Source organism: Nitratireductor sp. GISD-1A_MAKvit, assembly GCF_040819555.1.
Lineage (GTDB): Bacteria > Pseudomonadota > Alphaproteobacteria > Rhizobiales > Rhizobiaceae > Nitratireductor.
In genome coordinates this window covers 2,002,760-2,024,572 of sequence record NZ_CP161920.1, presented here as the reverse complement: position 1 = coordinate 2,024,572, position 21,813 = coordinate 2,002,760, and the positions used below count along the sequence as shown (strand labels likewise).

Annotated in this window: 18 protein-coding genes, 2 pseudogenes and 1 riboswitch; of the genes and pseudogenes, 12 read left to right on the top strand and 8 right to left on the bottom strand. The window is 60.3% G+C overall.

All coding sequences use genetic code 11. From position 1 onward, the window contains the following. Positions 1-3 precede the first annotated feature (3 nt). The 6 genes and pseudogenes from fghA (at position 4) to parE (ending at position 8,340) form a co-directional block, all read left to right on the top strand. Positions 4-843: an S-formylglutathione hydrolase gene (gene fghA / locus AB2N04_RS10930; RefSeq protein ID WP_367714532.1), complete on the top strand. Its 840-nt coding sequence runs from the start codon at positions 4-6 to the stop codon at positions 841-843. Between the two features lie 194 nt (positions 844-1,037). Then, complete coding sequence (locus AB2N04_RS10925) at positions 1,038-1,436, top strand: helix-turn-helix domain-containing protein (protein ID WP_367714531.1); 399 nt, start codon at positions 1,038-1,040, stop codon at positions 1,434-1,436. Between the two features lie 118 nt (positions 1,437-1,554). Next, positions 1,555-1,653, top strand: a riboswitch (glycine riboswitch). Positions 1,654-1,798: 145 nt separating this feature from the next. Continuing rightward, positions 1,799-2,905: a glycine cleavage system aminomethyltransferase GcvT gene (gene gcvT, locus AB2N04_RS10920; RefSeq protein WP_367714530.1), complete on the top strand. Its 1,107-nt coding sequence runs from the start codon at positions 1,799-1,801 to the stop codon at positions 2,903-2,905. A gap of 7 nt (positions 2,906-2,912) precedes the next feature. Further along, entirely contained in the window at positions 2,913-3,281 is a 369-nt protein-coding gene (gcvH, locus tag AB2N04_RS10915; RefSeq protein ID WP_367714529.1) for a glycine cleavage system protein GcvH, read from the top strand. A 9-nt stretch (positions 3,282-3,290) separates the two neighbouring features. Beyond that, positions 3,291-6,093: pseudogene (gcvP, locus tag AB2N04_RS10910) on the top strand (aminomethyl-transferring glycine dehydrogenase). A gap of 189 nt (positions 6,094-6,282) precedes the next feature. Then, positions 6,283-8,340 carry a DNA topoisomerase IV subunit B gene (parE, locus tag AB2N04_RS10905; RefSeq protein WP_367718786.1) on the top strand — a complete coding sequence of 686 codons (2,058 nt, stop codon included), beginning with the start codon at positions 6,283-6,285 and terminating at the stop codon, positions 8,338-8,340. A gap of 118 nt (positions 8,341-8,458) precedes the next feature. On the opposite strand, the gene AB2N04_RS10900 is transcribed toward parE, so the two are convergent. Then, on the bottom strand, positions 8,459-9,604 hold the full coding sequence (locus AB2N04_RS10900) for a DUF2336 domain-containing protein (RefSeq protein WP_367714528.1): 1,146 nt from the start codon (positions 9,602-9,604) through the stop codon (positions 8,459-8,461). A 143-nt stretch (positions 9,605-9,747) separates the two neighbouring features. Between AB2N04_RS10900 and AB2N04_RS10895 the strand changes: the two genes are divergently transcribed. Both AB2N04_RS10895 and AB2N04_RS10890 read left to right on the top strand, forming a co-directional pair. Next, entirely contained in the window at positions 9,748-10,203 is a 456-nt protein-coding gene (locus tag AB2N04_RS10895) for a MaoC family dehydratase (protein ID WP_367714527.1), read from the top strand. Positions 10,204-10,205: 2 nt separating this feature from the next. Continuing rightward, complete coding sequence (locus AB2N04_RS10890) at positions 10,206-11,084, top strand: CoA ester lyase (RefSeq protein ID WP_367714526.1); 879 nt, start codon at positions 10,206-10,208, stop codon at positions 11,082-11,084. 6 nt (positions 11,085-11,090) lie between these two features. On the opposite strand, the gene AB2N04_RS10885 is transcribed toward AB2N04_RS10890, so the two are convergent. Continuing rightward, positions 11,091-11,699, bottom strand: a complete 609-nt coding sequence (locus AB2N04_RS10885) for a flavin reductase family protein (protein ID WP_367714525.1) — start codon at positions 11,697-11,699, stop codon at positions 11,091-11,093. Continuing rightward, positions 11,699-12,284 (bottom strand): annotated as a pseudogene (locus AB2N04_RS10880) (nitroreductase). The gene AB2N04_RS10885 and the pseudogene AB2N04_RS10880 overlap by 1 nt, the downstream one beginning before the upstream one ends. Before the next feature lie 195 nt (positions 12,285-12,479). Here AB2N04_RS10880 and AB2N04_RS10875 point away from each other — a divergent pair. Beyond that, the gene (locus AB2N04_RS10875) at positions 12,480-13,376 is read left to right on the top strand and encodes a hypothetical protein (RefSeq protein WP_367714524.1); all 897 of its coding nucleotides are present in this window, start codon (positions 12,480-12,482) and stop codon (positions 13,374-13,376) included. An 82-nt stretch (positions 13,377-13,458) separates the two neighbouring features. Here AB2N04_RS10875 and thrS read toward each other — a convergent pair whose 3' ends face one another. The 3 genes from thrS to AB2N04_RS10860 all read right to left on the bottom strand — a co-directional run bounded on the left by thrS (position 13,459) and on the right by AB2N04_RS10860 (position 16,385). After that, positions 13,459-15,438, bottom strand: coding sequence for a threonine--tRNA ligase (gene thrS, locus AB2N04_RS10870; RefSeq protein ID WP_367714523.1), 1,980 nt, complete (start codon positions 15,436-15,438; stop codon positions 13,459-13,461). Positions 15,439-15,593: 155 nt separating this feature from the next. Further along, positions 15,594-15,935 (bottom strand): membrane protein insertion efficiency factor YidD, encoded by a 342-nt coding sequence (gene yidD, locus AB2N04_RS10865; RefSeq protein ID WP_367714522.1) that lies wholly within the window; start codon positions 15,933-15,935, stop codon positions 15,594-15,596. A gap of 3 nt (positions 15,936-15,938) precedes the next feature. Next, positions 15,939-16,385 carry an iron-sulfur cluster assembly scaffold protein gene (locus tag AB2N04_RS10860; protein ID WP_367714521.1) on the bottom strand — a complete coding sequence of 149 codons (447 nt, stop codon included), beginning with the start codon at positions 16,383-16,385 and terminating at the stop codon, positions 15,939-15,941. Positions 16,386-16,626: 241 nt separating this feature from the next. Between AB2N04_RS10860 and folE the strand changes: the two genes are divergently transcribed. The 3 genes from folE to AB2N04_RS10845 all read left to right on the top strand — a co-directional run bounded on the left by folE (position 16,627) and on the right by AB2N04_RS10845 (position 18,911). Beyond that, positions 16,627-17,292 (top strand): GTP cyclohydrolase I FolE, encoded by a 666-nt coding sequence (gene folE, locus AB2N04_RS10855; protein ID WP_367714520.1) that lies wholly within the window; start codon positions 16,627-16,629, stop codon positions 17,290-17,292. Continuing rightward, positions 17,292-17,723: a phosphoribosyl-AMP cyclohydrolase gene (gene hisI, locus AB2N04_RS10850; protein WP_367718785.1), complete on the top strand. Its 432-nt coding sequence runs from the start codon at positions 17,292-17,294 to the stop codon at positions 17,721-17,723. Before folE ends, hisI begins: the two co-directional genes overlap by 1 nt. Positions 17,724-17,930: 207 nt before the next feature. Beyond that, on the top strand, positions 17,931-18,911 hold the full coding sequence (locus AB2N04_RS10845) for a patatin family protein (RefSeq protein WP_367714519.1): 981 nt from the start codon (positions 17,931-17,933) through the stop codon (positions 18,909-18,911). Positions 18,912-18,920: 9 nt separating this feature from the next. On the opposite strand, the gene recJ is transcribed toward AB2N04_RS10845, so the two are convergent. Both recJ and glpX read right to left on the bottom strand, forming a co-directional pair. After that, entirely contained in the window at positions 18,921-20,702 is a 1,782-nt protein-coding gene (gene recJ, locus AB2N04_RS10840; protein ID WP_367714518.1) for a single-stranded-DNA-specific exonuclease RecJ, read from the bottom strand. A 53-nt stretch (positions 20,703-20,755) separates the two neighbouring features. Beyond that, positions 20,756-21,733 (bottom strand): class II fructose-bisphosphatase, encoded by a 978-nt coding sequence (glpX, locus tag AB2N04_RS10835; protein WP_367714517.1) that lies wholly within the window; start codon positions 21,731-21,733, stop codon positions 20,756-20,758. Positions 21,734-21,813 lie beyond the last annotated feature (80 nt).

Here is a 21,813-nt window from a genome sequence, read left to right as displayed (position 1 = left end):
CACATGAAAACCGTCTCCACCGCCCGCTCGCATGGTGGCGTTCAGGGCGTGTACACGCACGCATCCGAAAGCTGCCAGTGCGACATGACCTTCGCCGTATTTGTCCCGCCTAAGGCCGAAAACGGCCCCTGCCCCGTCCTGTGGTATCTGTCCGGCCTCACCTGCACCCATGCCAATGTCATGGACAAGGGCGAATACCGACGCATGGCGGCAGAGCTCGGCCTGATCATCGTCTGCCCGGACACGAGCCCGCGCGGCGACAACGTCCCCGACGAGGTGGACAACTGGCAGTTCGGCAAGGGTGCGGGCTTTTATGTGGACGCCACACAGGAGCCTTTCGCCCAAAACTACCGCATGTATTCCTACGTCACAGAGGAACTGCCGGCACTGATCTCCAAGCATTTTCCGGCCGACATGGATCGCCAAGGTATCTTCGGACACTCCATGGGAGGCCATGGGGCGTTGACCATCGCGCTCAAGAATCCCGACCGGTTCAAGAGCTGCTCCGCCTTCGCTCCCATCGTCGAACCCTCCACGGCGGGCTGGTCGAAACCGGCACTTGAGAAATATCTGGGCTCGGACGAAGCCGCCTGGCGCCGGTACGATGCCTGCGCTCTCGTTGCCGATGGAGCCCGGTTTTCCGGGTTCCTGATCGATCAGGGCTCAGCCGACGGCTTCCTTGATGAAGGCTTGCGCCCCTGGCTGTTTGAGAGAGCCTGCAACGACGCTGGTATTCCACTCACGCTCAACATGCGCGAGGGGTACGATCACTCCTATTTCTTCATCTCCAGCTTTATGGATGACCATCTCGCATGGCACGCGAAGAGACTTGCTGCAGGCTGAACTGAATCGATACATGAAGCCGATGAATCTCCATCTCACATTCACCCCCTAACAAACTGATAACAAATAGTTTCCCCCCCCTCCGAGACCGACGCGCTGGCACAAACTTATGCTGGCGCGTCGCATTCGGCATGCCAACCTGCCTTCAAGCCGCCTAAAATGCGATATCATCCGGCAATGGATGGCTTGCTAACATGGAGGTGGCGATCGTGCAGGACACCGTACACATCTATTCGGACATACCCGACCGAGACACAATGGGAGGTCGTCTTTCGCGAGCGCGCGACGCCGCAGGGCTTTCCGTTGCGGAACTCGCCCGGCGTCTCGGCGTCAAGACCGCAACGATCCAGGCGTGGGAAAGCGATCGCTCTCAGCCGCGCGCCAATCGTCTAGCGATGCTCGCAGGCGTGTTGAATGTCAGCCTCTCCTGGCTTCTACACGGTGTCGGTGTTTCTCCCGCCGACGAAGTCCGGTCCGAACTCGTCAACGCCGTCTCGTCAAACCTGAAACGAATTCGCAAACTGCAGGAGGAAACCAGCCGCATCGTCGCGCAGATCGAGACCGACCTTGCCCGAGCACAGGGATCCGGCTGAAGCCGCTCTCCCGCGACATTGTGCACAGGGTGCAGCATGCCTGCCATCTGACAGGCGTTATCGCAGGTGACAAACACCGCCGCCTGCGCTAGTTTCCAGCCGTCGAGGGCAAAAGCCCTGCCTGTCTGCGGGAGAGAGCCAAACCGGGTAATGCCGGCGCGGACGCCGAAGGGGAAATCGCCCGAAATCTCTCAGGCAAAAGAACCGTAGACGGGTCAAGACACTCTGGAAAGTCGGGGAGAGATCCCCGCGCCGAAGGTGTAAGCGTGGTCGACAGGGTTCCGGCTGCGCGAGTCTCTCAGGCTTCCGACAGAGGGGCACGAACATGTCGCTGACTGCGGCATGCGTGCGATTCTGGAGGAATGATGAGCGACACGACCCCAAAAAAACACCTGCCGCTGGAAGCGCTGCATGAGGATGCAGGCGCTCGCTTCGGCAATTTTGCTGGCTGGCGCATGCCACTGACCTACCCCGCCGGCGTCATGAAAGAGCACCTTCACACGCGTGAAAGTGCTGGCCTGTTCGACATCTCCCACATGCAGCTTTTCGAGATTGAAGGCTCCGGTGCCGCCGATTTCCTGTCTCGCGCCTGCCCGCTCGAAGCAGCAGCCCTGAGAGAGGGCCAGTCAAAATACACCCTGCTTCTCAACGAGAATGCCGGCATCATCGACGATCTGATTGTCACCCGCCTCGGCGAAAACCGCTTCATGGTGGTTGCAAACGCCGGCAATGCGGACAAGGACGAAGCGCATTTCCGCAACATCGCCGGAGATTTCGACGTATCGTTCACGCCGCTTGAGCGCGTGCTTCTGGCATTACAGGGACCCGACGCCGAGGCCGCCATGATTGCGGCCGGGCTGGATCTTAGCGACCTCACCTTCATGACCGGAACAGAACCCCGCGAGGGCTGGTTTGCAGCCCGTTCCGGCTACACCGGTGAAGATGGTTTCGAAGTCGCCCTTCCGATCGATGAAGCGGAGCGCTTTGCCCGCACGCTGCTTGACGACGAACGCGTCCAGTGGGTGGGTCTTGCCGCCCGCGACAGCCTCCGCCTGGAGGCGGGCCTGTGCCTGCACGGCCAGGATCTTGACGAAAACACCGATCCGGCAAGTGCTGCCATTCTCTGGGCCGTACCGAAGGCTCTGCGAGAAGAAGGTAAATTCATCGGCGCGCAGGCCTTGCAGAAAATTATCGCCGACGGCGCAAAGGAAAAGCGGGTTGGCCTGAAGCCGGAAGGCCGCCAGCCCGTACGCGCAGGGGCATCGCTTATCAACGAGGCGGGTGAAAAGATCGGCCGCGTCACGTCCGGCGGTTTTGGTCCCTCAGCGGGACACCCGGTTGCCATGGGCTATGTCATCAAATCCCTGTCCGAGCCCGGAACCCGTCTTTTTACTGAAGTGCGTGGCAACCGCATCGCACTTGATATCCACCCTCTTCCCTTCACGCCGCAGCGCTACAAAAAAGGATAACAACCAGATGAGCCAGACCTATTTCACCGAAGATCACGAGTGGATCAAAGTCGAGAACGGCGTCGCGACTGTCGGCATCACCGATTATGCGCAGGAGCAGCTTGGCGATCTGGTGTTCGTGGAGCTGCCGGAAGCCGGCTCAACGATCGCAAAGGGTGACACCGCCGTCGTGGTCGAATCCGTAAAGGCAGCATCCGATGTCTATGCGCCCGCCGACGGCGAAGTCGCAGAAGTGAACGAAGCGCTGACAAGCGACCCCTCTCTCGTGAATTCAGCTCCCACCGGCGAAGGCTGGCTGTGGAAAATGAAACTCGCCGATGAGAGCCAGCTTGAAGGTCTCATGGATGAAGCTGCCTACAAGGCGTCGATTGCCTGAGGATACATCATGCCCCAGAACACCACTCCCTTTGCCGCCCGCCATATCGGCCCGCGCGGCGAAGAAACCAAGGCCATGCTGGCAGCCCTCGGCGTTCCTTCTCTTGAGACGCTGATCACGCAAGCCGTGCCGAATTCCATTCGGCTCGACCGCCCGCTCGACCTGCCGCTCGCGGCCAGCGAATCCCAAGCACTTGCCGAACTGGGCGCCGCCATGCGTCAGAACAAGGTGCTGAAAAGCTTCATCGGAACCGGTTATCACGGCGTGAAGGTGCCGCCGGTCATCCAGCGCAATCTGTTCGAGAATCCGGCCTGGTACACGGCCTACACGCCCTATCAGTCGGAAATCAGCCAGGGCCGCCTTGAGCTTCTGTTCCACTTCCAGACACTGGTTACGGAACTGACCGGCCTGCCAGTTGCCTCGGCTTCGCTGCTAGACGAAGGTTCGGCCGTGGCCGAGGCCGTGGGAATCGCTTGGCGTCATCATCGCTCCAGGCGCAACAAGCTGGCACTTGCAGGCGAACTCCACCCGCAAACGCATGATGTGGTCGTCACTCGCGCCGAACCTCTTGGCATCGAGATCGACGGCGACACCATCGACGACGAAACATTCGCGCTCATCGTGCCCTGGGCCGACACCTATGGCGTCTACGGCGACCACAGCGCGCACATTGCCAAGGCAAAAGACAAGGGCGCCATCGTCATCATGGTGGCCGATCCTCTTGGCCTCCTCCTCAGCGAAACGCCGGCAGCGCTCGGTGCGGATATCGCGGTGGGCTCGATGCAGCGTTTCGGCGTTCCAATGGGCTTTGGCGGCCCGCACGCTGCCTATTGCGCCGTCTCCGACAAGCTCACACGCCTGATGCCGGGCCGCCTCGTCGGTCAGTCAGTCGATGCGCACGGGCGTCCGGGCTATCGGCTGGCGCTGCAGACCCGCGAGCAGCACATCCGCCGCGACAAGGCGACCTCCAATATCTGCACCGCGCAGGCGCTGCTTGCGAACATGGCCGCAGCCTTCGCCATCTGGCACGGTCCGGAGGGGCTTGTCTCCATTGCCGAAGACATTCATGCGCGCGCCGCGCGCCTTCATGCCGCGCTGAAAGCCTCGGGCGTCACGCTTGCTGGTGATACGATTTTCGACACGGTCACCGCCACCGTCGCCGGCAAAGCCGAGGAGATCGCCCAAAAAGCGGAAGCCAACGGCCGTCTTCTGCGCGTCATCGATGCCGACAGGATCGGGATCAATGTCGATGAAACCACCGACGAGGATGATCTGGCGGCCCTTGCCGCCCTGTTCGGCGCAAAACTCCCGGACGACGCGCCACGGCTCGCCCCTTGGGCAGCACGCGGTGCAGGCTTCCTAACCCAGCCCGATTTCCATGCTCACCGCTCGGAAACGGAAATGATGCGCTTCCTGCGTCGGCTCTCCGACAAGGATCTGGCACTCGACCGCGCCATGATCCCGCTCGGCTCCTGCACCATGAAGCTAAACGCCGCAGCCGAGATGATGCCCGTAAGCTGGCCGGAAGTGGCAGGCCTGCACCCGTTTGCTCCTGCCGGGCACACTTCTGGCTATCGTCGGATGATCGATGATCTCGACCGCTGGCTTTCGGAAATCACTGGATTCGATGCGGTCTCGCTACAGCCAAACGCCGGAAGCCAGGGCGAATATGCCGGTCTGTTGGCGATCCGCCGCTATCATGCCGAGCGTGGTGAGGCCGAACGCGACATTTGCCTCATCCCCTCCTCTGCCCACGGCACGAACCCGGCGTCCGCGTCAATGGCCGGCATGCGGGTTGTGGTCGTACGCTGCACGGACGATGGCAATATCGACCAGGGCGACCTGAAGGCAAAAGCGGAAGAGCATGCCGACAGGCTGGCCGCACTAATGCTGACCTACCCGTCGACCCATGGCGTGTTCGAGGAAGGCGTGCGCGACATGTGCGCGGTCATCCATGAGCATGGTGGCCAGGTCTATTTCGATGGAGCCAATCTCAACGCCATGGTCGGCCTTGCGCGTCCGGGAGATCTCGGCGCGGATGTCTGCCACCTGAATCTGCACAAGACCTTCTGCATCCCCCATGGCGGCGGCGGGCCGGGTGTGGGGCCCCATCGGCGTCAAGGCGCATCTGAAGCCGTTCGTGCCGGGCCATGTGGCGCTGGGCAGCGATCAGGCGGTGGCGGCTGCCCCCTATGGCAGTGCGTCGATTCTGCCCATCACATGGATGTATATCCGCATGATGGGTGGCGATGGACTCAAGCAGGCGACGGAGATGGCAATCCTCAACGCCAACTACATCGCCCACAGGCTGAAAGAGCACTACCCCGTGCTCTACAAGGGCCGCAACGACCGGGTCGCGCACGAGTGCATTCTCGACACGCGGGTCTTCAAGGATCGCGCCGGCATCACGGTCGACGACATCGCCAAGCGGCTCATCGACTATGGCTTCCACGCCCCGACCATGAGCTTCCCCGTTGCGGGAACCCTGATGGTAGAGCCCACGGAGTCTGAGCCGAAAAGCGAGGTTGATCGCTTCTGTCAGGCAATGATCTCCATTGCCGAGGAAGCCGCGAAGGTGGAAAAGGGCGAATGGCCGAAGGACGACAATCCGCTGGTCAACGCTCCGCACACCGCCATGGAGCTGATGGGAGACAAGTGGGAACATCCCTACAGCCGCAGTGAAGCCGCCTTCCCCGAAGGTTCGCTCGCTTCCGCCTCCAAATACTGGCCGCCGGTCTCGCGGGTGGACAATGTTGGAGGCGATCGCAATCTGGTCTGTGCCTGCCCGCCCATCGAGGCGTTGGCAAGCTAGGTCGGTCACTCAGACCATCCCCCTTCTTTGGGGGATGGTCTCCAAAAACGCGCGCGCTCTTGGCTCGGGCCCGCGCTTTCTGTTAAAGCAACGTCCACACACTCCGAACGGAACCGGAACAGGCTTCGCTTTGCCTTGGAAACCATGGCAAACTGCGATGTGATTCGCGGACAGGACACCACACGCCTCATGGACGATAACAACGACCTTTTCGCCGGAATAACCGCAAATGCGGAACGCCCGAAAACGCCTGCACCGTCGGCGGGCGAGCGTAAGCCAGCATCGCGGCCGGCCCCCTCGGCAGCGCCCGCACCTGCGAGCGACGATTACAGCGCGGCAGACATTGAGGTTCTGGAAGGCCTTGAGCCCGTCCGTCGCCGTCCCGGCATGTATATCGGCGGCACCGACGACAAGGCGCTGCACCACCTCTTCGCCGAAGTCATCGACAACTCCATGGATGAGGCGGTGGCCGGTCACGCCACCTTCATTGAAGTGGAACTGGACGCCGAAGGCCATCTCGCCGTCACCGACAATGGTCGGGGCATTCCCGTTGACCCGCATCCGAAGTTCAAGGACAAGTCGGCTCTCGAAGTCATCATGACGACGCTGCACGCTGGCGGAAAATTCGATTCCAAGGTCTACGAGACCTCCGGCGGCCTGCACGGCGTCGGTGTTTCTGTCGTGAATGCACTCTCTGAAATTCTTGAAGTTGAGGTCGCCCGCAACCGCCAGCTCTTCCGACAGACCTTTTCGCGGGGCCTGCCGCAGGGCGGGCTTGAAAAGCTTGGCGACGTTCACAACCGACGCGGCACGAAGGTGCGATTCAAGCCGGACGAACAGATCTTTGGCAAAGGCGCGAAATTCGAACCCGCTCGCCTCTATCGCATGGCGCGGTCCAAAGCCTATCTGTTTGGCGGTGTCGAGATCCGCTGGGTCTGCGCGCCCGAGCTGATCGGCGAGAAGGACGAAACGCCGGAAAAGGCGACCTTCCACTTCCCCGGTGGTCTCAAGGACTATCTCAACGCCTCGCTGGACGGCCAGTTTCAGGTCACCAGGGAAGTGTTCTCCGGCCGTAGCGAAAAGAACACCGGCCACGGCGCAGTGGAATGGGCAATCACCTGGTATGGCGGCGACGCCATGCTCAATTCCTACTGTAACACCGTGCCCACGCCTGAAGGCGGAACCCACGAGACCGGTTTCCGCAATGCGCTTCTGCGGGGTCTGCGCGCCTATGCCGAACTCACGGGCAACAAGCGCGCTTCCATCATTACCGCTGAAGACGTGATGATCTCGGCCGCCGGCATGCTCTCCGTCTTCGTGCGCGAACCGGAATTTGTCGGCCAGACCAAGGACAAGCTGGCGACGGCAGCAGCCATGCGCATTGTCGAAAACGCCGTGCGCGATCCCTTCGATCACTGGCTGGCGGAAAACCCGCAGGAAGCCTCCAAGCTTCTCGAATGGGTCGTCGCACGCGCCGACGAGCGCCTGCGCCGCCGTCAGGAGCGCGAGGTCAGCCGCAAGAGCGCGGTGCGCAAACTACGCCTGCCCGGAAAGCTCGCCGACTGCACAATGGGTGCGGCAGCCGGTGCCGAAATCTTCATCGTCGAGGGTGACTCGGCCGGTGGCTCCGCCAAACAGGCACGCAACCGCGCCAGCCAGGCCGTTCTGCCGCTGCGTGGCAAGATCCTGAACGTGGCCAGCGCCGGCACTGGCAAACTGGCCGCAAACCAGCAGATTTCCGACATCACCCAGGCGCTCGGCTGCGGCACGCGGTCGAAATATCGCGAAGACGACCTGCGCTACGACCGCGTCATCATCATGACGGACGCCGATGTCGACGGCGCGCACATCGCCTCGCTGCTGATTACCTTCTTCTATCAGGAGATGCCGCAGCTCATCGAGAACGGGCATCTCTACATGGCCGTGCCCCCGCTCTACCGCATCAGCCAGGGCGGCAAGACCATGTATGCGCGCGACGATGCCCACAAGGACGAACTTCTGGAAACCGAATTCACCGGCCGTGGCAAGGTAGAGATCGGGCGCTTCAAGGGCCTTGGCGAGATGATGGCGAGCCAGCTCAAGGAAACGACCATGGACCCGGCCAAACGTACGTTGCTGCGCGTTACGGTCCTGGACGGACAGGAAGCGACGAAGAGCACCATCGATTCCCTGATGGGAACGAAACCCGAGGCACGTTTCCGCTTCATTCAGGAGAATGCGGAGTTCGCGGACGAACTGGATATCTAGAGCATCGGACGGAAAAGGTGGAAATCGGTTTTCGGACTGTTCCGCTTCTCCATCAACGATTTAGATCGTCCATTGTGCGTGCCGCTGGACACACTGCGAGCTGATCGTTCTTCCGGGCTCAGGCCGCCACGAGAGCCTGCGCCTGCAATCGCGCGTTTTCACGCAGGGCCTCGATGTGAATTGATCGCAGGAGCGCAGCCAGTTCCGCTGCATCCGGTTCTGGACCAGCCTGCGCGGGCGTTGCTCCAATCGCTTCGAGCATCAGCCAGGACACTTCCTGCGCGCCTGCAACCCGCTCGCCCTGCGCCACTTCTCGCCAGACCGCCAGAGCACGAATGATGGTTTTCTGAACCGGTTTCGACAGACCTGCCTTGTGCAGCAACGCGGCTATCGCCACCTCGCGGCCATTGGCGAGCAAGCCACCAACACGCTCGCGTGCCTGGCCTGTCAGTGCGATGAGCACATTTCCGAAGAAGTCGATTTTCCCGTGGGCCACCAGCCGAACAATAAAGCCGGTCGTCAGTTCGCCACGGATCCGCAAATGTTCGACCAAAGCCTGATGTTCAGCCGGCTCCATCGTTGCAATGAGGGTCAGAGATGCTCGCAGACACGCCTCATGGGTCAACTTCTCAGCTCGCACCGCGCCCACAAGCGCCTTGACCAGCGGTGCATCGCGCAAGGTTTCACCGAGTTGGGTCAGGATCAGATGACGGCAATCGGAAGGAAGACGGGCGTCGCATATCAGCGCTTCCCTCAAGCGGGGTTCGTCACTGTGGCGCTCTATCATGCGTCGAAAGCTGATGGCCGCGATTTCCGCGCTCTTGTTTTCCACCAGGGCGATGCAGGCGTCAGGGTCTCCCAATTCAGCGATCGCAGCCGAAACCCCCATCGTCAATTGCGGTCTTTGCGCAATCAGGCACTGTGTTTTGTGCCTGCCGTCCGCAATTCGGTCGATGAGATCGGTTTCGGAAAGCACGGGAGAGCGTGCCAGAATGGGGCCGGCAACGTCCGGCTGATCGGCCGCCAGCGCTGCCACCACCTGCACGGGCGCATGGCGGCTCATCGACAGCGCCTCAGACAGTGCCACACGCACCTTTGGCGAGGGGTCGTCAAGCAGCGACGTCAACGCTGCCTCGGCAGCATAACGGTCTTCGAAGGGGAGTTCACGATCAAGATAGACGCGCGCAAGTGCGGCTGCCGCCCCTGCCCGCTCAGAAACCCTGGCCGTCTCTGCCCATTTGAGAAAATGTTGAACCACTTGCACTGTAGTCACGCTCCCGCCCTATCTTTTGCGACACTAGCGCGAATTCGTATAGGAAACGTTTACCATAAGTGTCGGCTTGCGAGGTGCCAGCCACACGCCTATCAAGAACCTCAAAGGCATTGCCGGAACAGGAGGCAGACGGAATGGCCGGGCTTTTCCTCGAAGACTTTCAGCCAGGACAAGTGTTTCAGCATTCGCTACGCAAGAGCGTCACGGAAAGCGACAATATGCTTTTCTCGACCATGACACTGAATCCCCAGCCCCTGCACATTGATTTCGATTTCGCCGAAAAGTCGGAGTGGGGAAAACCTCTGGTCAACTCGCTTTTCACCCTGGGTCTGATGATCGGAATCTCCGTCCACGACACGACACTTGGAACGACCGTCGCAAATCTCGGCATGAAAGAGACAAGCTTCCCAAACCCGGTCTTTCACGGCGACACGATCCGGGTGGAGACGGAAGTGAAGTCGGTCAGGGAATCCAAATCCAAACCCGACCGCGGTATCGTCGAGTTCGAGCACCGAGCCTACAACCAGAGAGACATTCTGGTTGCAACTTGCCTGCGTCAAGCGATGATTCTCAAGAAAAAGAGCGCCTGATCATGCGGTCTCTTCTCTTCGTACCCGGCGATTCAGAACGCAAGCTCGAAAAGGCCCTCGGTTCGGGTAGCGACGTGCTGATCCTGGATCTGGAGGACTCGGTCAGTCCCGAGCGGAAAACCGAAGGGCGTCTCATCACTGCAGCGTTTCTGCGCAACGCGCGGAGCCGCACGCAAGCCCGGCTCTATGTCCGGGTGAACGATCTTGCGAGTGGACTGACAGAGCACGACCTGGGTGAAGTCATGCCCGCCCGTCCTGACGGGGTGATGCTGCCCAAGACCGAAGGCGGAGCGGATGTCGCACGCCTTGCTGCGACCTTGCGCGTCCATGAAGCGGAGAACGGAATCGAGGACGGCAGCACCAGGATCCTGCCGATCATCACGGAGACGGCCCTGGGCGTGCTCAATGCCGCAAGCTACCGTGGATCGAGCGAGCGTCTTGCAGGCCTCACATGGGGCGCCGAAGACCTGTCAGCACACGTTGGCGCACTCGCCGCACGTGATGAAGACTACGGTTATACGCCCCTGTTTCAACTCGTCCGCAGCACGACGCTTCTGGCGGCGGCGGCGGCCGGTGTTCCGGCCATCGACACGGTCTTTCCAGACTTTTCGGCCCCGAAGGCATTTGCCAGGGACTGCAAACTGGCAGCGCGCGACGGTTTCGTCGCCAAAATGGCCATTCATCCGGCACAGGTTGCCCCGATCAATGCCACCTTTGCGCCCTCTGCCGAAGAGGTGGAGGAAGCCCACGCCATCGTGGAAGCGTTCCTGAAGGCCGGCAAAGCCGGCGTGGTCAATATTGGCGGGCGAATGTATGACCGCCCGCACCTGGCGCTTGCCGAACGCGTGCTCGCTCGCGCTGGAGAAACATCACGGGACTGAGGGTCGTCAGTCCCGTTTCCACTCGGGCCGCGTCATCTGAAAAACGTCTCTCACCACGGAGTAATCGCGATATCCCAGGCGGGCGAGATTGCCTGCGGCAACGACGTCGAACATGCCATCCGTCAGCACGGCATCACTGATGTGAACACCAACCACCTCTCCAGTGACCAGAATCACTCCGGCAGTTGAACCATCCAGTCCAAGGGGCCGGCGCACTTCGGTTACCCGGCACTCCAGTGCAGCGTGGCATTCGGCGACACGCGGAGGAGCAACCAGCGTGGAAGGTGCCTCTGTCAGGCCGGCAAAAGCAAATTCACTGACACCCCGCGGCGCATCCACCGCGCTCGCATTCAATGCCTCGGCCAGATCATGGCTCGCGAGATTGACGACGAATTCGCCGGTGTCTTCCGCATGGGTAGCGCTGTCCTTTGCCCCTTCAGAGGAGAAAAAAACCAGATGCGGATTGGACGAGATCGCATTGAAGAAGGAGTACGGCGCAAGGTTGGCCGTTCCATCTTTTGACAGCGTCGAAATCCAGCCGATCGGGCGCGGTGACACAATGGCCTTGAATGGATCGTGCGGAAGGCCGTGGCCCTTGGCAGGTTCGAAGAACATCATGCTTCCCAAGGGCCGGAGTAATCGGAAACAATGCTTTCCAATTCAGGGCGCGGTCGCTCCAGAAGCTCCACATCATAAGAGCCAATATGGACAAACCCGACCACCCGTTCCTGCGGCGCAAGCCCCAGAATGCGCCGACCTTCCGCATCGTCCGAATACCAGTTGGTGATGAGATTCGTGCCATAGCCAAGGGCATTGGCTGCGATCATCAGGTTCATTGCCGCCATACCGCCGGAAAGAAACATCTCCCATTCGGGAATGGTGGGGCTCTCCTTGGGGACACAGACCACACCGATGACCAGCGGCGCGCGGGAAAAGCGGTTCCGTTCCTGTTCGATCCGCGTTTCGGGAAGCTCGCCTTCGCGTTCGATGGCGCGGGGCCGCGAGCGCCTCACCAATCCTCAGGCGGGCCTCGCCCCGGTAGAGGATGAAGCGCCACGGCGTGAGCCGGCCATGATCAGGCACACGCGAGGCCACCTTCAGAATCGTCTCGATCTCCTTGTCGGATGGAGCCGGCTCAGTCAGATCTTTCACCGGTGTCGAGCGACGCGCGAGCATGAAATCAAGCACGGATGAATGCAATGTCTGTCTCCTGTGGAATGAGCGTGACCTGAAACAGGCTGTTTGGCTGGCCGAAGCTGGCTTTTCAGTGTCCCCAGATCGCACAATCGCCTTGAAATTGCCACCGCCTTGGGCTTCATGTCAGCCATGCGCGGTTCACTTAAAACGAGTCTCACATTTTTCGCACTGTGCGCCCTCTCCATCCAGGCGACACCCGTGAAGGCACAGGAAGATGCGGAGAAAGCCGTCGACGGCCTGCGCCTTCCTGGTCTGAACAACTATGCCCCATCTTCGGTGGATGGTGCCCTGGCAATTGGCGACACCGGCCGTGTGACGCTGGTTGCTCACCTGACTGAAGGTGGCGACGAAATTCCCAATGGTCTTGTATGGCGCATTTTCGGCACCCAGCCCGGCCCCGACGACAAGCTTCCACTGGTTGCAACAGCGCGCGGTGGAAACAGCACACTCGACCTTGCGCCGGGGAGCTACCTTGTCCATGCAGCCTATGGCCGCGCAGGGGTGACAAAACGCATCACCGTGGGTTCCGAGCCCATGCGCGAAGATCTTTTCCTCGATGCCGGTGGCCTCAAACTCCACGCAATATTGCCCGGCGGTGTTCGTATTCCGCAGAACCAGCTGCGCTTTTCAATCTACGAAGCCAGCGAAGGGGCCATTGGCGAGGAGACGCTTATCCTTCCGGACGTGGAACCAGGCAGCATTGTGCGGCTCAATGCGGGCACGTATCATGTCGTCGCAAAATACGGCGCCATGAATGCCGTGATCCGCTCCGACATACGGGTGGAGGCAGGGAAGCTCACCGAAGCAACGGTGGAGCACCGTGCCGCGGATCTGACCATGAAGCTTGTCCGTGAACCAGGTGGCGAAGCCATAGCCGACACGGCATGGTCCGTGCTCACTGACACCGGCGAAATTGTCTACGAGACCGTCAGCGCATATGCCGCCATGGTGCTCGCCGAAGGTGACTACACGATCATTGCAAAAAACCGCGATCGTATTTACCAGCGCGACTTTTCCGTCGTTCCCGGTCGCAATCAGGATGTGGAACTTCTGCCAGACGACCTGCTCGATACGCGCACGCAGCTGCCCGACTGACAATTGAAACACCAACAGAATCAAAAAGCCCCGCCGGATCCGACGGGGCTGTTTTTCTTTTGCAATTCCATTTCTTCAATGACTAGGCTGTGCCAGCCTTGCGCTTCAGGTCCGGCGGCGTCGCCTCCTCGACCAGCATGGCGGTTACATCTGTCAGCGACATGGAAGACTGGTCGCGGCTGCCCAGCCGACGGATATTGACAGTCCCTTCCTCGGCTTCCCGCTTGCCGCACACGAGAATGACCGGAACCTTGGCCAGAGAATGCTCGCGGACCTTGTAGTTGATCTTCTCGTTGCGCAGATCCGCCTCGGCCAGAAGACCGGCCTCCTTCAGCGTCTCCGTGACTTTGAGCGCATAATCGTCGGCATCGGACGTGATCGTCGCCACCACCACCTGCACCGGCGCGAACCAGAGCGGGAAGTGACCGGCGAAATTCTCGATCAGAATGCCAAGGAAGCGTTCCATAGAGCCGCAGATGGCCCGGTGCACCATGACCGGCTGCTTCTTCTCCGAATCCTGATCGATGTAGAACGCTCCAAAACGCTCCGGAAGATTGAAATCGATCTGCGTCGTGCCGCATTGCCATTCGCGGCCAATGGCGTCCTTCAGAACATAGTCGAACTTCGGACCATAGAATGCACCGTCACCCGGGTTGATCGCGGTTTTGATCCGGCCACCTGACTGCTCCGCAATCTGCACCAGAACCTTGCTCATGATCTCTTCGGCGTGATCCCACAAAGCATCGGAGCCGACACGTTTTTCAGGGCGCGTGGAGAAAAAGACCGTGATTTCCTCGAAGCCGAAATCGGCATATGTGGACAAAATCAGATCGTTGATCTTGAGGCACTCGGCGGCAAGCTGCTCCTCGGTGCAGAAGATATGCGCGTCGTCCTGCGTGAAGCCGCGCACACGCATCAGGCCATGCAGGGCTCCCGAGGGCTCATAACGGTGCACATTGCCGAACTCGGCCAGTCGAATCGGAAGATCCCGATATGACTTCAGACCGTGCTTGAAGATCTGCACATGGCCGGGGCAGTTCATGGGTTTAAGCGCGAAGGTGCGGGTGTCTTCCGCCTCGTCGTCCGCGCATTCGACCTTGAACATGTTCTCCTTGTACCAGCCCCAGTGGCCGGAGGTCTCCCAAAGGCTCTTGTCGAGCACCTGCGGAGCGTTCACTTCCTCATAGCCATCGGTCGCAAGCCTGCGACGCATGTAGCTCACCAGATTCTGGAACATGCGCCAGCCCTTGGAGTGCCAGAACACGACGCCGGGGCCTTCTTCCTGGAAATGGAACAGGTCCATCTCGCGGCCAAGGCGACGATGGTCGCGCTTCTCGGCCTCTGCCAGCATGTGCAGATACTGGTCGAGCTCTTCCTGCGTCTGCCAGGCCGTGCCGTAGATGCGCGTCAGCATCGGGTTGTTGGCGTCGCCGCGCCAATAGGCGCCGGCCACCTTCATCAGCTTGAAAGCCTTGCCTATCTGGCCGGTCGAGACCATGTGCGGGCCGCGACAGAGGTCGAACCAGTCGCCCTGCGCGTAAATCTTGACGTCCTGATCCTCGGGAATCGCGTCGATCAACTCGACCTTGTAGCTCTCGCCTTTTTCAGCGAACACTTCCTTGGCCTTGTCGCGCGACCAGATTTCCTTGGTGAACGGCTTGTTGCGCGCAATGATCTCCGCCATCTTCTTTTCGATGACCGGAAGATCCTCAGGCGTGAAAGGTTCATCACGGGCAAAGTCGTAATAAAAGCCGTTTTCGATCACGGGGCCGATGGTGACCTGGGTGCCCGGCCAAAGCTCCTGCACGGCTTCGGCCAAGACATGTGCTGCGTCATGCCGGATCAACTCCAGCGCGCGCGGATCCTCACGGGTGATGATCTCGATATCGCCGGATGAAGCGACGGGATCTGAAAGATCACGCACCGTCCCATTCAGCGCATATGCGACAGACTTCTTGGCCAGCGATTTGGAAATACCAGCGGCAATATCGGCACCGGTCGTCGCTGCGTCATACTCGCGAACAGATCCATCGGGAAATTTGAGGGAAACGGCCTCGGCCATTGGGGGTTCTCCTTATCCAGTCCCGCCAACGAACGCGGGTGGTCTTGGGCATTTCGGGTTTGCGAGCCCGGGATAAGCATTTCGATCAGGAAGGTAAAGGGCAATCCACAACCGTGATGTCGCAGCAAACATGTCCTGCAGGTCGCAATGGCGCGTTATCCGCCTTCAGTCTTCTGTCGGGCAATCCGCCAAAATCGCCAGGGTGTCCACCATTGCAGATCAGGCTCGAGCTCATCTGGCACCGGGTCGACGCCATGCGTTCCACCTGGACCGCACCGCATCACGCGGAAAAGGCCCATCCAGCCCCCAGCCCAAAACCCATGTCGGGCGATCGCCTCGAAAGTGTATTCCGAACAGGTGGGGAAATGCCGACAGCTGTTGCCCACGAACCCGGAAAGCGTAAGCTGGTAGAGACGCACGAAAGCCGTTCCAAAGAGCCGGCCCGGCGTTTTCGGCCAGTGTCCCTGCCAGTTGCGACTGCGAACGGGTCCTGCCATCTTTCAGGCCGCAGCGCCGGCTCTCGCTTTTTCGATCTGGCTGATTGCGTCAACAACCGCGTCGAATGTAAGCAGTGTGGAAGCATGGCGTGCCTTGTATCCACGCACCGGCTCCAGATATCTGAGGTCCTCGAAGCGACCGGTCGGCGGCGGGCCTTCCGCCTTGAGCATCGCATACATCTCATCGCGAACGCGGCGCAATTCATCTGCTTTTGCTCCCACAACCCCCGCTGCCATGATGGACGATGATGCCTGGCCAAGAGCGCAGGCTTTCACTTCATGAGCAAAGTCGGTGATGGTGTCGCCGTCCATCTTGAGGTCCACAACGACCGTCGAACCGCAGAGTTTGGAGTGCGCCTTGGCAGAGGCATCGGGATTGTCCAGACGCCCGATGCGCTGGATGTTTCCGGCAAAACCAAGAATTTTCGCGTTGTAAACATCGTCCAGCATGGTTTTCCTGCTTTGCCGCAACCGAAACACATCAATGTCGTTTCGGCATCTTCCCTTCTGCTTCGAACAACTTATATAATGATTGTCATGGGCCCGCGACAAGGCATGATGCGCTGCGGGTTCCGGTTTCGTGCACGCCACTGTCGGGCCGGGCTGAGGATTTTCTCCATTACCCGCTGGATAAGGCCGTGAACCGTTCAACTCGTTCCTGCCGTGACAGGAACTACGGGAGACGCCTTCTATGGACGCCATTATCAAAAAATTTCCGCCTCACGCCGATAAAGACGAGACGTCTGCGGAGAAAAACCCCGGTATGGACAAGTCAGTTACCGAACGCCCGTCTCAGGCCGAAGTGGAAAATGCCGTGCGCACACTTCTGCGCTGGACCGGCGATGACATCGAGCGCGAAGGCCTTGTGGAGACACCCAAGCGCGTTGCCAAGGCATATCGTGAAATGTTCTCCGGCTACGAACAGTGCCCCGCTGAAGAACTTGGCCGCACTTTCGAGGAAGTGCAGGGCTATAACGACATGGTCCTCATCAGGGACATTTCGTTCCACTCTCACTGCGAACACCACATGGTGCCGATCATCGGCAAGGCACATGTCGCCTATTTACCGGACGGCAAGGTGGTGGGCCTTTCGAAAATTGCCCGCGTGGTCGACATTTTCGCCCGCCGCCTGCAAACGCAGGAAGCAATGACAGCGCAGATCGCCCATGTCATTCAGGACGTTCTGAAACCCCGCGGGGTTGCCGTTCTCGTGGAAGCAGAGCACATGTGCATGGCCATGCGCGGCATCCGCAAACAGGGTTCTGTCACATTGACGACCACGTTTACCGGTGCCTACCGTGAAGATCTGCAGGAGCAGGCGCGCTTCATGACGATGCTGCGCGACAAACACGGATGATGCCGACAGTCTCCTTTTCCCCTGCCTCATCCGACAAGGCTGCGCTTGAGGAAGGCGCGGCTTTCACACCGCGTTTCGATGCGAATGGCCTTATCACTGCCGTGGTGACAGACGCTGATACGAACGCTCTCCTGATGGTGGCGCATATGAACAGCGACGCGCTCGCAGCCACGCTGGAGACAGGCATCGCCCACTACTGGTCGCGCTCGCGCGGAGAATTGTGGAAGAAGGGAGAAACTTCCGGCAATGTCCAGCACATTGTCTCCATAGCGACCGATTGCGATCAGGATGCGGTGCATCTGAACGTACGCGTCACCGGCAAAGGAGCGACCTGTCACACCGGGCGCCGCACCTGTTTCTACCGAAATGTGAGCATTCGCGACGGAAAACCCGTACTGATCGATCTTGGACTGAAGCCTTTGGCTGATTAAAACATGCGTGCCTGACCAAAAGTCGGTCTCGATTTTTTGTATGCTGCCGACATAGACTTTCCGGGCAAAGTGCCCATCTTGAAGAGTGAGGAGGTCCGAATTTCCTGAATTGGCCGCGTTGAACCAATCGGTTTGCACAAGCGACGCACATTCACAAATTCGATACGGTTCCCGGGGCATGATGCCCGAAGGCACGAGGAGATGATCATGCTCGATTGGGCATCTCTACGCAGAAAACAGGAAAACCGGGAACTCGAGATGATTTCTCCGGAACCGCCTCAAATCGAGCCAGTTCCCGACCCGACGCCCCGCAACGGCATCGCCCTGGCACTGGGCGGCGGTGCGGCGCGTGGTTGGGCGCACATTGGAGTGCTGCGTGCCCTTGAGGAAGCAAATGTCCCCATTGGCATGATTGCGGGCACCTCTATCGGCGCACTGGTTGGCGGCTGTTATCTGGCAGGGAAACTGGACGAGCTCGAAGAATTCGCGCGCTCCCTGACCAAGCGTCGCATCTTCGGCTTGCTCGACATTAATTTCGGCGGAAGCGGCCTTTTTGGCGGGATGAAGCTGACCGCACGCATGGAGGAACATCTGCGGGACGTCACATTCGACGATCTTGCAAAACCCTTCGTCTGCGTCGCGGCAGAAATCCGTACCGGGCATGAGATCTGGCTGTCGAGCGGATCGCTCATCACGGCAATGCGCGCGTCATATGCCCTGCCGGGCGTGTTCGAACCGGTTACGTGCAATGGCCGTGTGCTGGTTGATGGCGCGCTTGTGAACCCGGTTCCCGTTTCCGCCTGCCGCTCCTACGAGCAACCGCTCGTTATGGCCGTCAACCTCCACTACGACCTTTTCGGGCGCGCCGCAGTCATCAAGCATGCGGCGGATATGCCGAGCGAAACCGGAGGCGACGACAAACTGCCCCTCGTTGTCGACAAGGGACCTCAAAAACGTGATCAGCGGCTCGGCATTACCGGCGTGATGGTTGAGGCGTTCAACATCATTCAGGACCGGATTTCCCGCGCCCGCATGGCCGGCGATCCGCCTGACCTGTCATTGCAGCCCAAGCTCGGACACATAGGTCTGACCGAATTTCACCGGGCAGATGAGGCCATTGCCATCGGATATGAGACCACCCAGGCCCGTCTGGCGGAACTTGATCGGCTGATTGCGGTTCTGGGTTAATCCCTGCGATTACGCACTCGCCGCGTCCTGTAGGCGCAGCTGAATGCGTTTCGTACCGTTCCAGTGATTGGCTGCCATCGTCCCCGCAACATGGATTGTGGCGCCGCGATTGGCGAAGAGAAAATTGCCGAGATCGGTTTCGGCAGCACGGAACGCAATCGCCTCCATGCGCGCACCGGTCTGCGAGCGCAGTTCAGCGCGAATGTGTCCGTTGCCCACGATCCGCGCGTCCGCCAGGCGATGTCGCGGAAGCGCCAGAACCGGTGTGGGGTGTCCCGATCCGAATGGTCCTGCCGTTTCCAAAGCGGCAAGCAGCTCAAAGCTGGCGCCGTCGGCAGACAGTGCCGCATCGATTTTCAGACTTTCCGCATCCCGCAGCTTCTTCACGGCACTCGCGGCACGTTCCTCGAAGAACGCCCGCAGCGCCCCGAGTTTCTCGCGCTCTACAGTGATACCGGCTGCCATCGCATGTCCGCCGCCCTTCACCAGAATGCCCTCGTCCACCGCCTCACGTACAATTTTCCCGAGATCGAATCCGGGTATGGAGCGTCCGGACCCGGTGCCTTTTCCGCTCGGATCAAACGCGATCGCAAAGGTCGGTCGCCGGGCATGATCCTTGAGACGTGACGCCAGCAAACCCACTATGCCCGGATGCCAGCGGTCGCTCGCCGTCACCAGAACAGCAGGCCCCTCGCCCGCCATCAATTCGGCATCGGCCTCGGCCCTGGCTTCGGCCAGCATCACCGTTTCCATATCCTGTCGTTCGGTGTTGAGCCGGTCGAGTGTCTCGGCGATCTTTGCGGCCTCGGCCGGATCGTCACTGGCCAACAGATTGCTGCCCAGCGCTGCATTGCCAATGCGCCCACCCGCATTGATGCGCGGACCGATCATGAAACCCAGATGATAGGGGTTGAGCGGTTCGCCGATCCTCGACACCCGCGCCAGCGCCGCCAGTCCCGGTGTGTTCATCTGACGCGCCGCCAGAAGCCCCTTGACGACAAAGGCACGGTTGACCCCTACCAGCGGGACCACATCGCAAACGGTTCCAAGCGCCACCAGATCCAGAAAGGCAAGCAGATCCGGCGGTTTCCTGCCCTCGCCGCCCTGTCGCAGGTGCTTGGCCGTCTGTACAAGCGCCAGAAACACGACACCCGCAGCACACAAAAAGCCCTGCCCCGAAAGGTCGTCCTCGCGGTTGGGGTTAACGACGGCCACCGCATCCGGCAACTCGCCACCCACCTGGTGGTGATCAAGAACCACCACATCCGCGCCGGCCTCGTTTGCCGCCGCGATTGCGGCAACACTGTTCACGCCGCAATCCACCGTGACAATGAGGCTCGCCCGCCCCGCAAGGTCGCGCATCGCGTCGGGATTGGGGCCATATCCTTCAAAAATACGGTCGGGAATGTAGATTTCGGCCTCAATGCCATAATGCATCAGGAACCGCTTCATCATGGCAGAGGAGACGGCCCCATCAACATCGTAGTCGCCGAAGATAGCCACCCTCTCACCCCGCCGCACAGCGTGCGCTAGCCGTTCGGCGGCCTTGTCCATATCCGTCAGCGTCGATGGGTCAGGCAGGAGGTCGCGTATGGTCGGCTCGAGAAAACGTCTCGCCTTATCCATCTCCACCCCGCGGCCGGCGAGGACGCGCGCCACGATCTCCGCAATACCATGGGTCTGCGCCATCGCCAGCGCAGCGTTTTCACCACGCAGGTCAAGTCGGTGCACCCATGCAAGACCACGCGCGGAGTGCCGGACATCGAGAAAGTATCGTTTTTCGCCAGTCATCGCTGCCTACGTTTCACAGCGAACGAACAAAGGCAAGCAGCCCCCTCCCGCGCTCAGAACTTGTCCAGGTCCTGATGCCGGGCAATGATCTCGCGAACCGTCTGCGAGGAAGAGCGCATGACAATGGTGTGGGTGGAGATCTGATCACGGCCGAACTTGACGCCTGAAAGCAGGTTGCCATCGGTCACGCCGGTTGCGGCAAAGAGAACATCCCCCCTGGCCATCTCGTCCATGCGATAAACCTTGCCGGGATCGGATATGCCCATCTTGGCCGCGCGCGCCACCTTCTCATCCGTGTTGAGCTGGAGCCGGCCCTGCATCTGCCCGCCAATACAGCGCAGAGCGGCCGCAGCAAGAACGCCTTCTGGCGCTCCACCGATACCGAGGTAGATGTCGATGCCGGTCTCGTCGGGATCGGTCGTGTGGATCACGCCGGCCACATCGCCATCGCCAATCAGGCGGATCGCGGCGCCTGTGCCACGAACGTCCTCGATCAGGCGCGCATGACGTGGACGATCAAGAATGCAGGCGGTGATCTCATTGACCGGGACACCCTTGGCCTTCGCCAGTGCCTCGATGTTCTCCACCGCGGGTGCATCGAGGTCCACGACCCCTTCCGGATACCCAGGGCCAACGGCAATCTTCTCCATGTAAACATCGGGCGCGTAGAGCAGGCTGCCGCGTTCCGCAATGGCAATCACTGCCAGAGAGTTGGGCAGGTTTTTCGCGCAGATGGTGGTGCCTTCCAGCGGATCCAGCGCGATATCCACCTCCGGACCATCACCAACGCCCACTTCCTCACCGATATAGAGCATCGGCGCTTCGTCGCGCTCGCCCTCACCGATAACGACAGTTCCCTTGATGGGCAGCCGGTTCAGTTCCGAGCGCATGGCGTCGACGGCAACCTGGTCTGCCGCCTTCTCGTCGCCGCGTCCGCGCAACCGCGCTGCAGCCACAGCGGCGCGCTCCGTCACACGAACGAGTTCCAGCGTGAGAATGCGGTCAAGGCCCGCCTGCGTGGCTTTTAACATGGATCCAATTCCTGATGTTCGTCCGCCTTCCATGGGCGGGCCGGCTTCTTGTGGCAAAGACGAGGCAGCACGGCAAGCCC

Coding starts and splice junctions, on each gene's coding strand:
- AB2N04_RS10885 (WP_367714525.1), bottom strand. CDS start 11,699: ATGTTCTTCGAACCTGCCAAGGGCCACGGCCTTCCGCACGATCCATTC.
- fghA (WP_367714532.1), top strand. CDS start 4: ATGAAAACCGTCTCCACCGCCCGCTCGCATGGTGGCGTTCAGGGCGTG.
- AB2N04_RS10860 (WP_367714521.1), bottom strand. CDS start 16,385: ATGCTGGACGATGTTTACAACGCGAAAATTCTTGGTTTTGCCGGAAAC.
- gcvT (WP_367714530.1), top strand. CDS start 1,799: ATGATGAGCGACACGACCCCAAAAAAACACCTGCCGCTGGAAGCGCTG.
- parE (WP_367718786.1), top strand. CDS start 6,283: ATGGACGATAACAACGACCTTTTCGCCGGAATAACCGCAAATGCGGAA.
- AB2N04_RS10895 (WP_367714527.1), top strand. CDS start 9,748: ATGGCCGGGCTTTTCCTCGAAGACTTTCAGCCAGGACAAGTGTTTCAG.
- AB2N04_RS10890 (WP_367714526.1), top strand. CDS start 10,206: ATGCGGTCTCTTCTCTTCGTACCCGGCGATTCAGAACGCAAGCTCGAA.
- thrS (WP_367714523.1), bottom strand. CDS start 15,438: ATGGCCGAGGCCGTTTCCCTCAAATTTCCCGATGGATCTGTTCGCGAG.
- recJ (WP_367714518.1), bottom strand. CDS start 20,702: ATGACTGGCGAAAAACGATACTTTCTCGATGTCCGGCACTCCGCGCGT.
- gcvH (WP_367714529.1), top strand. CDS start 2,913: ATGAGCCAGACCTATTTCACCGAAGATCACGAGTGGATCAAAGTCGAG.
- folE (WP_367714520.1), top strand. CDS start 16,627: ATGGACGCCATTATCAAAAAATTTCCGCCTCACGCCGATAAAGACGAG.
- AB2N04_RS10845 (WP_367714519.1), top strand. CDS start 17,931: ATGCTCGATTGGGCATCTCTACGCAGAAAACAGGAAAACCGGGAACTC.
- hisI (WP_367718785.1), top strand. CDS start 17,292: ATGCCGACAGTCTCCTTTTCCCCTGCCTCATCCGACAAGGCTGCGCTT.
- glpX (WP_367714517.1), bottom strand. CDS start 21,733: ATGTTAAAAGCCACGCAGGCGGGCCTTGACCGCATTCTCACGCTGGAA.
- yidD (WP_367714522.1), bottom strand. CDS start 15,935: ATGGCAGGACCCGTTCGCAGTCGCAACTGGCAGGGACACTGGCCGAAA.
- AB2N04_RS10925 (WP_367714531.1), top strand. CDS start 1,038: ATGGAGGTGGCGATCGTGCAGGACACCGTACACATCTATTCGGACATA.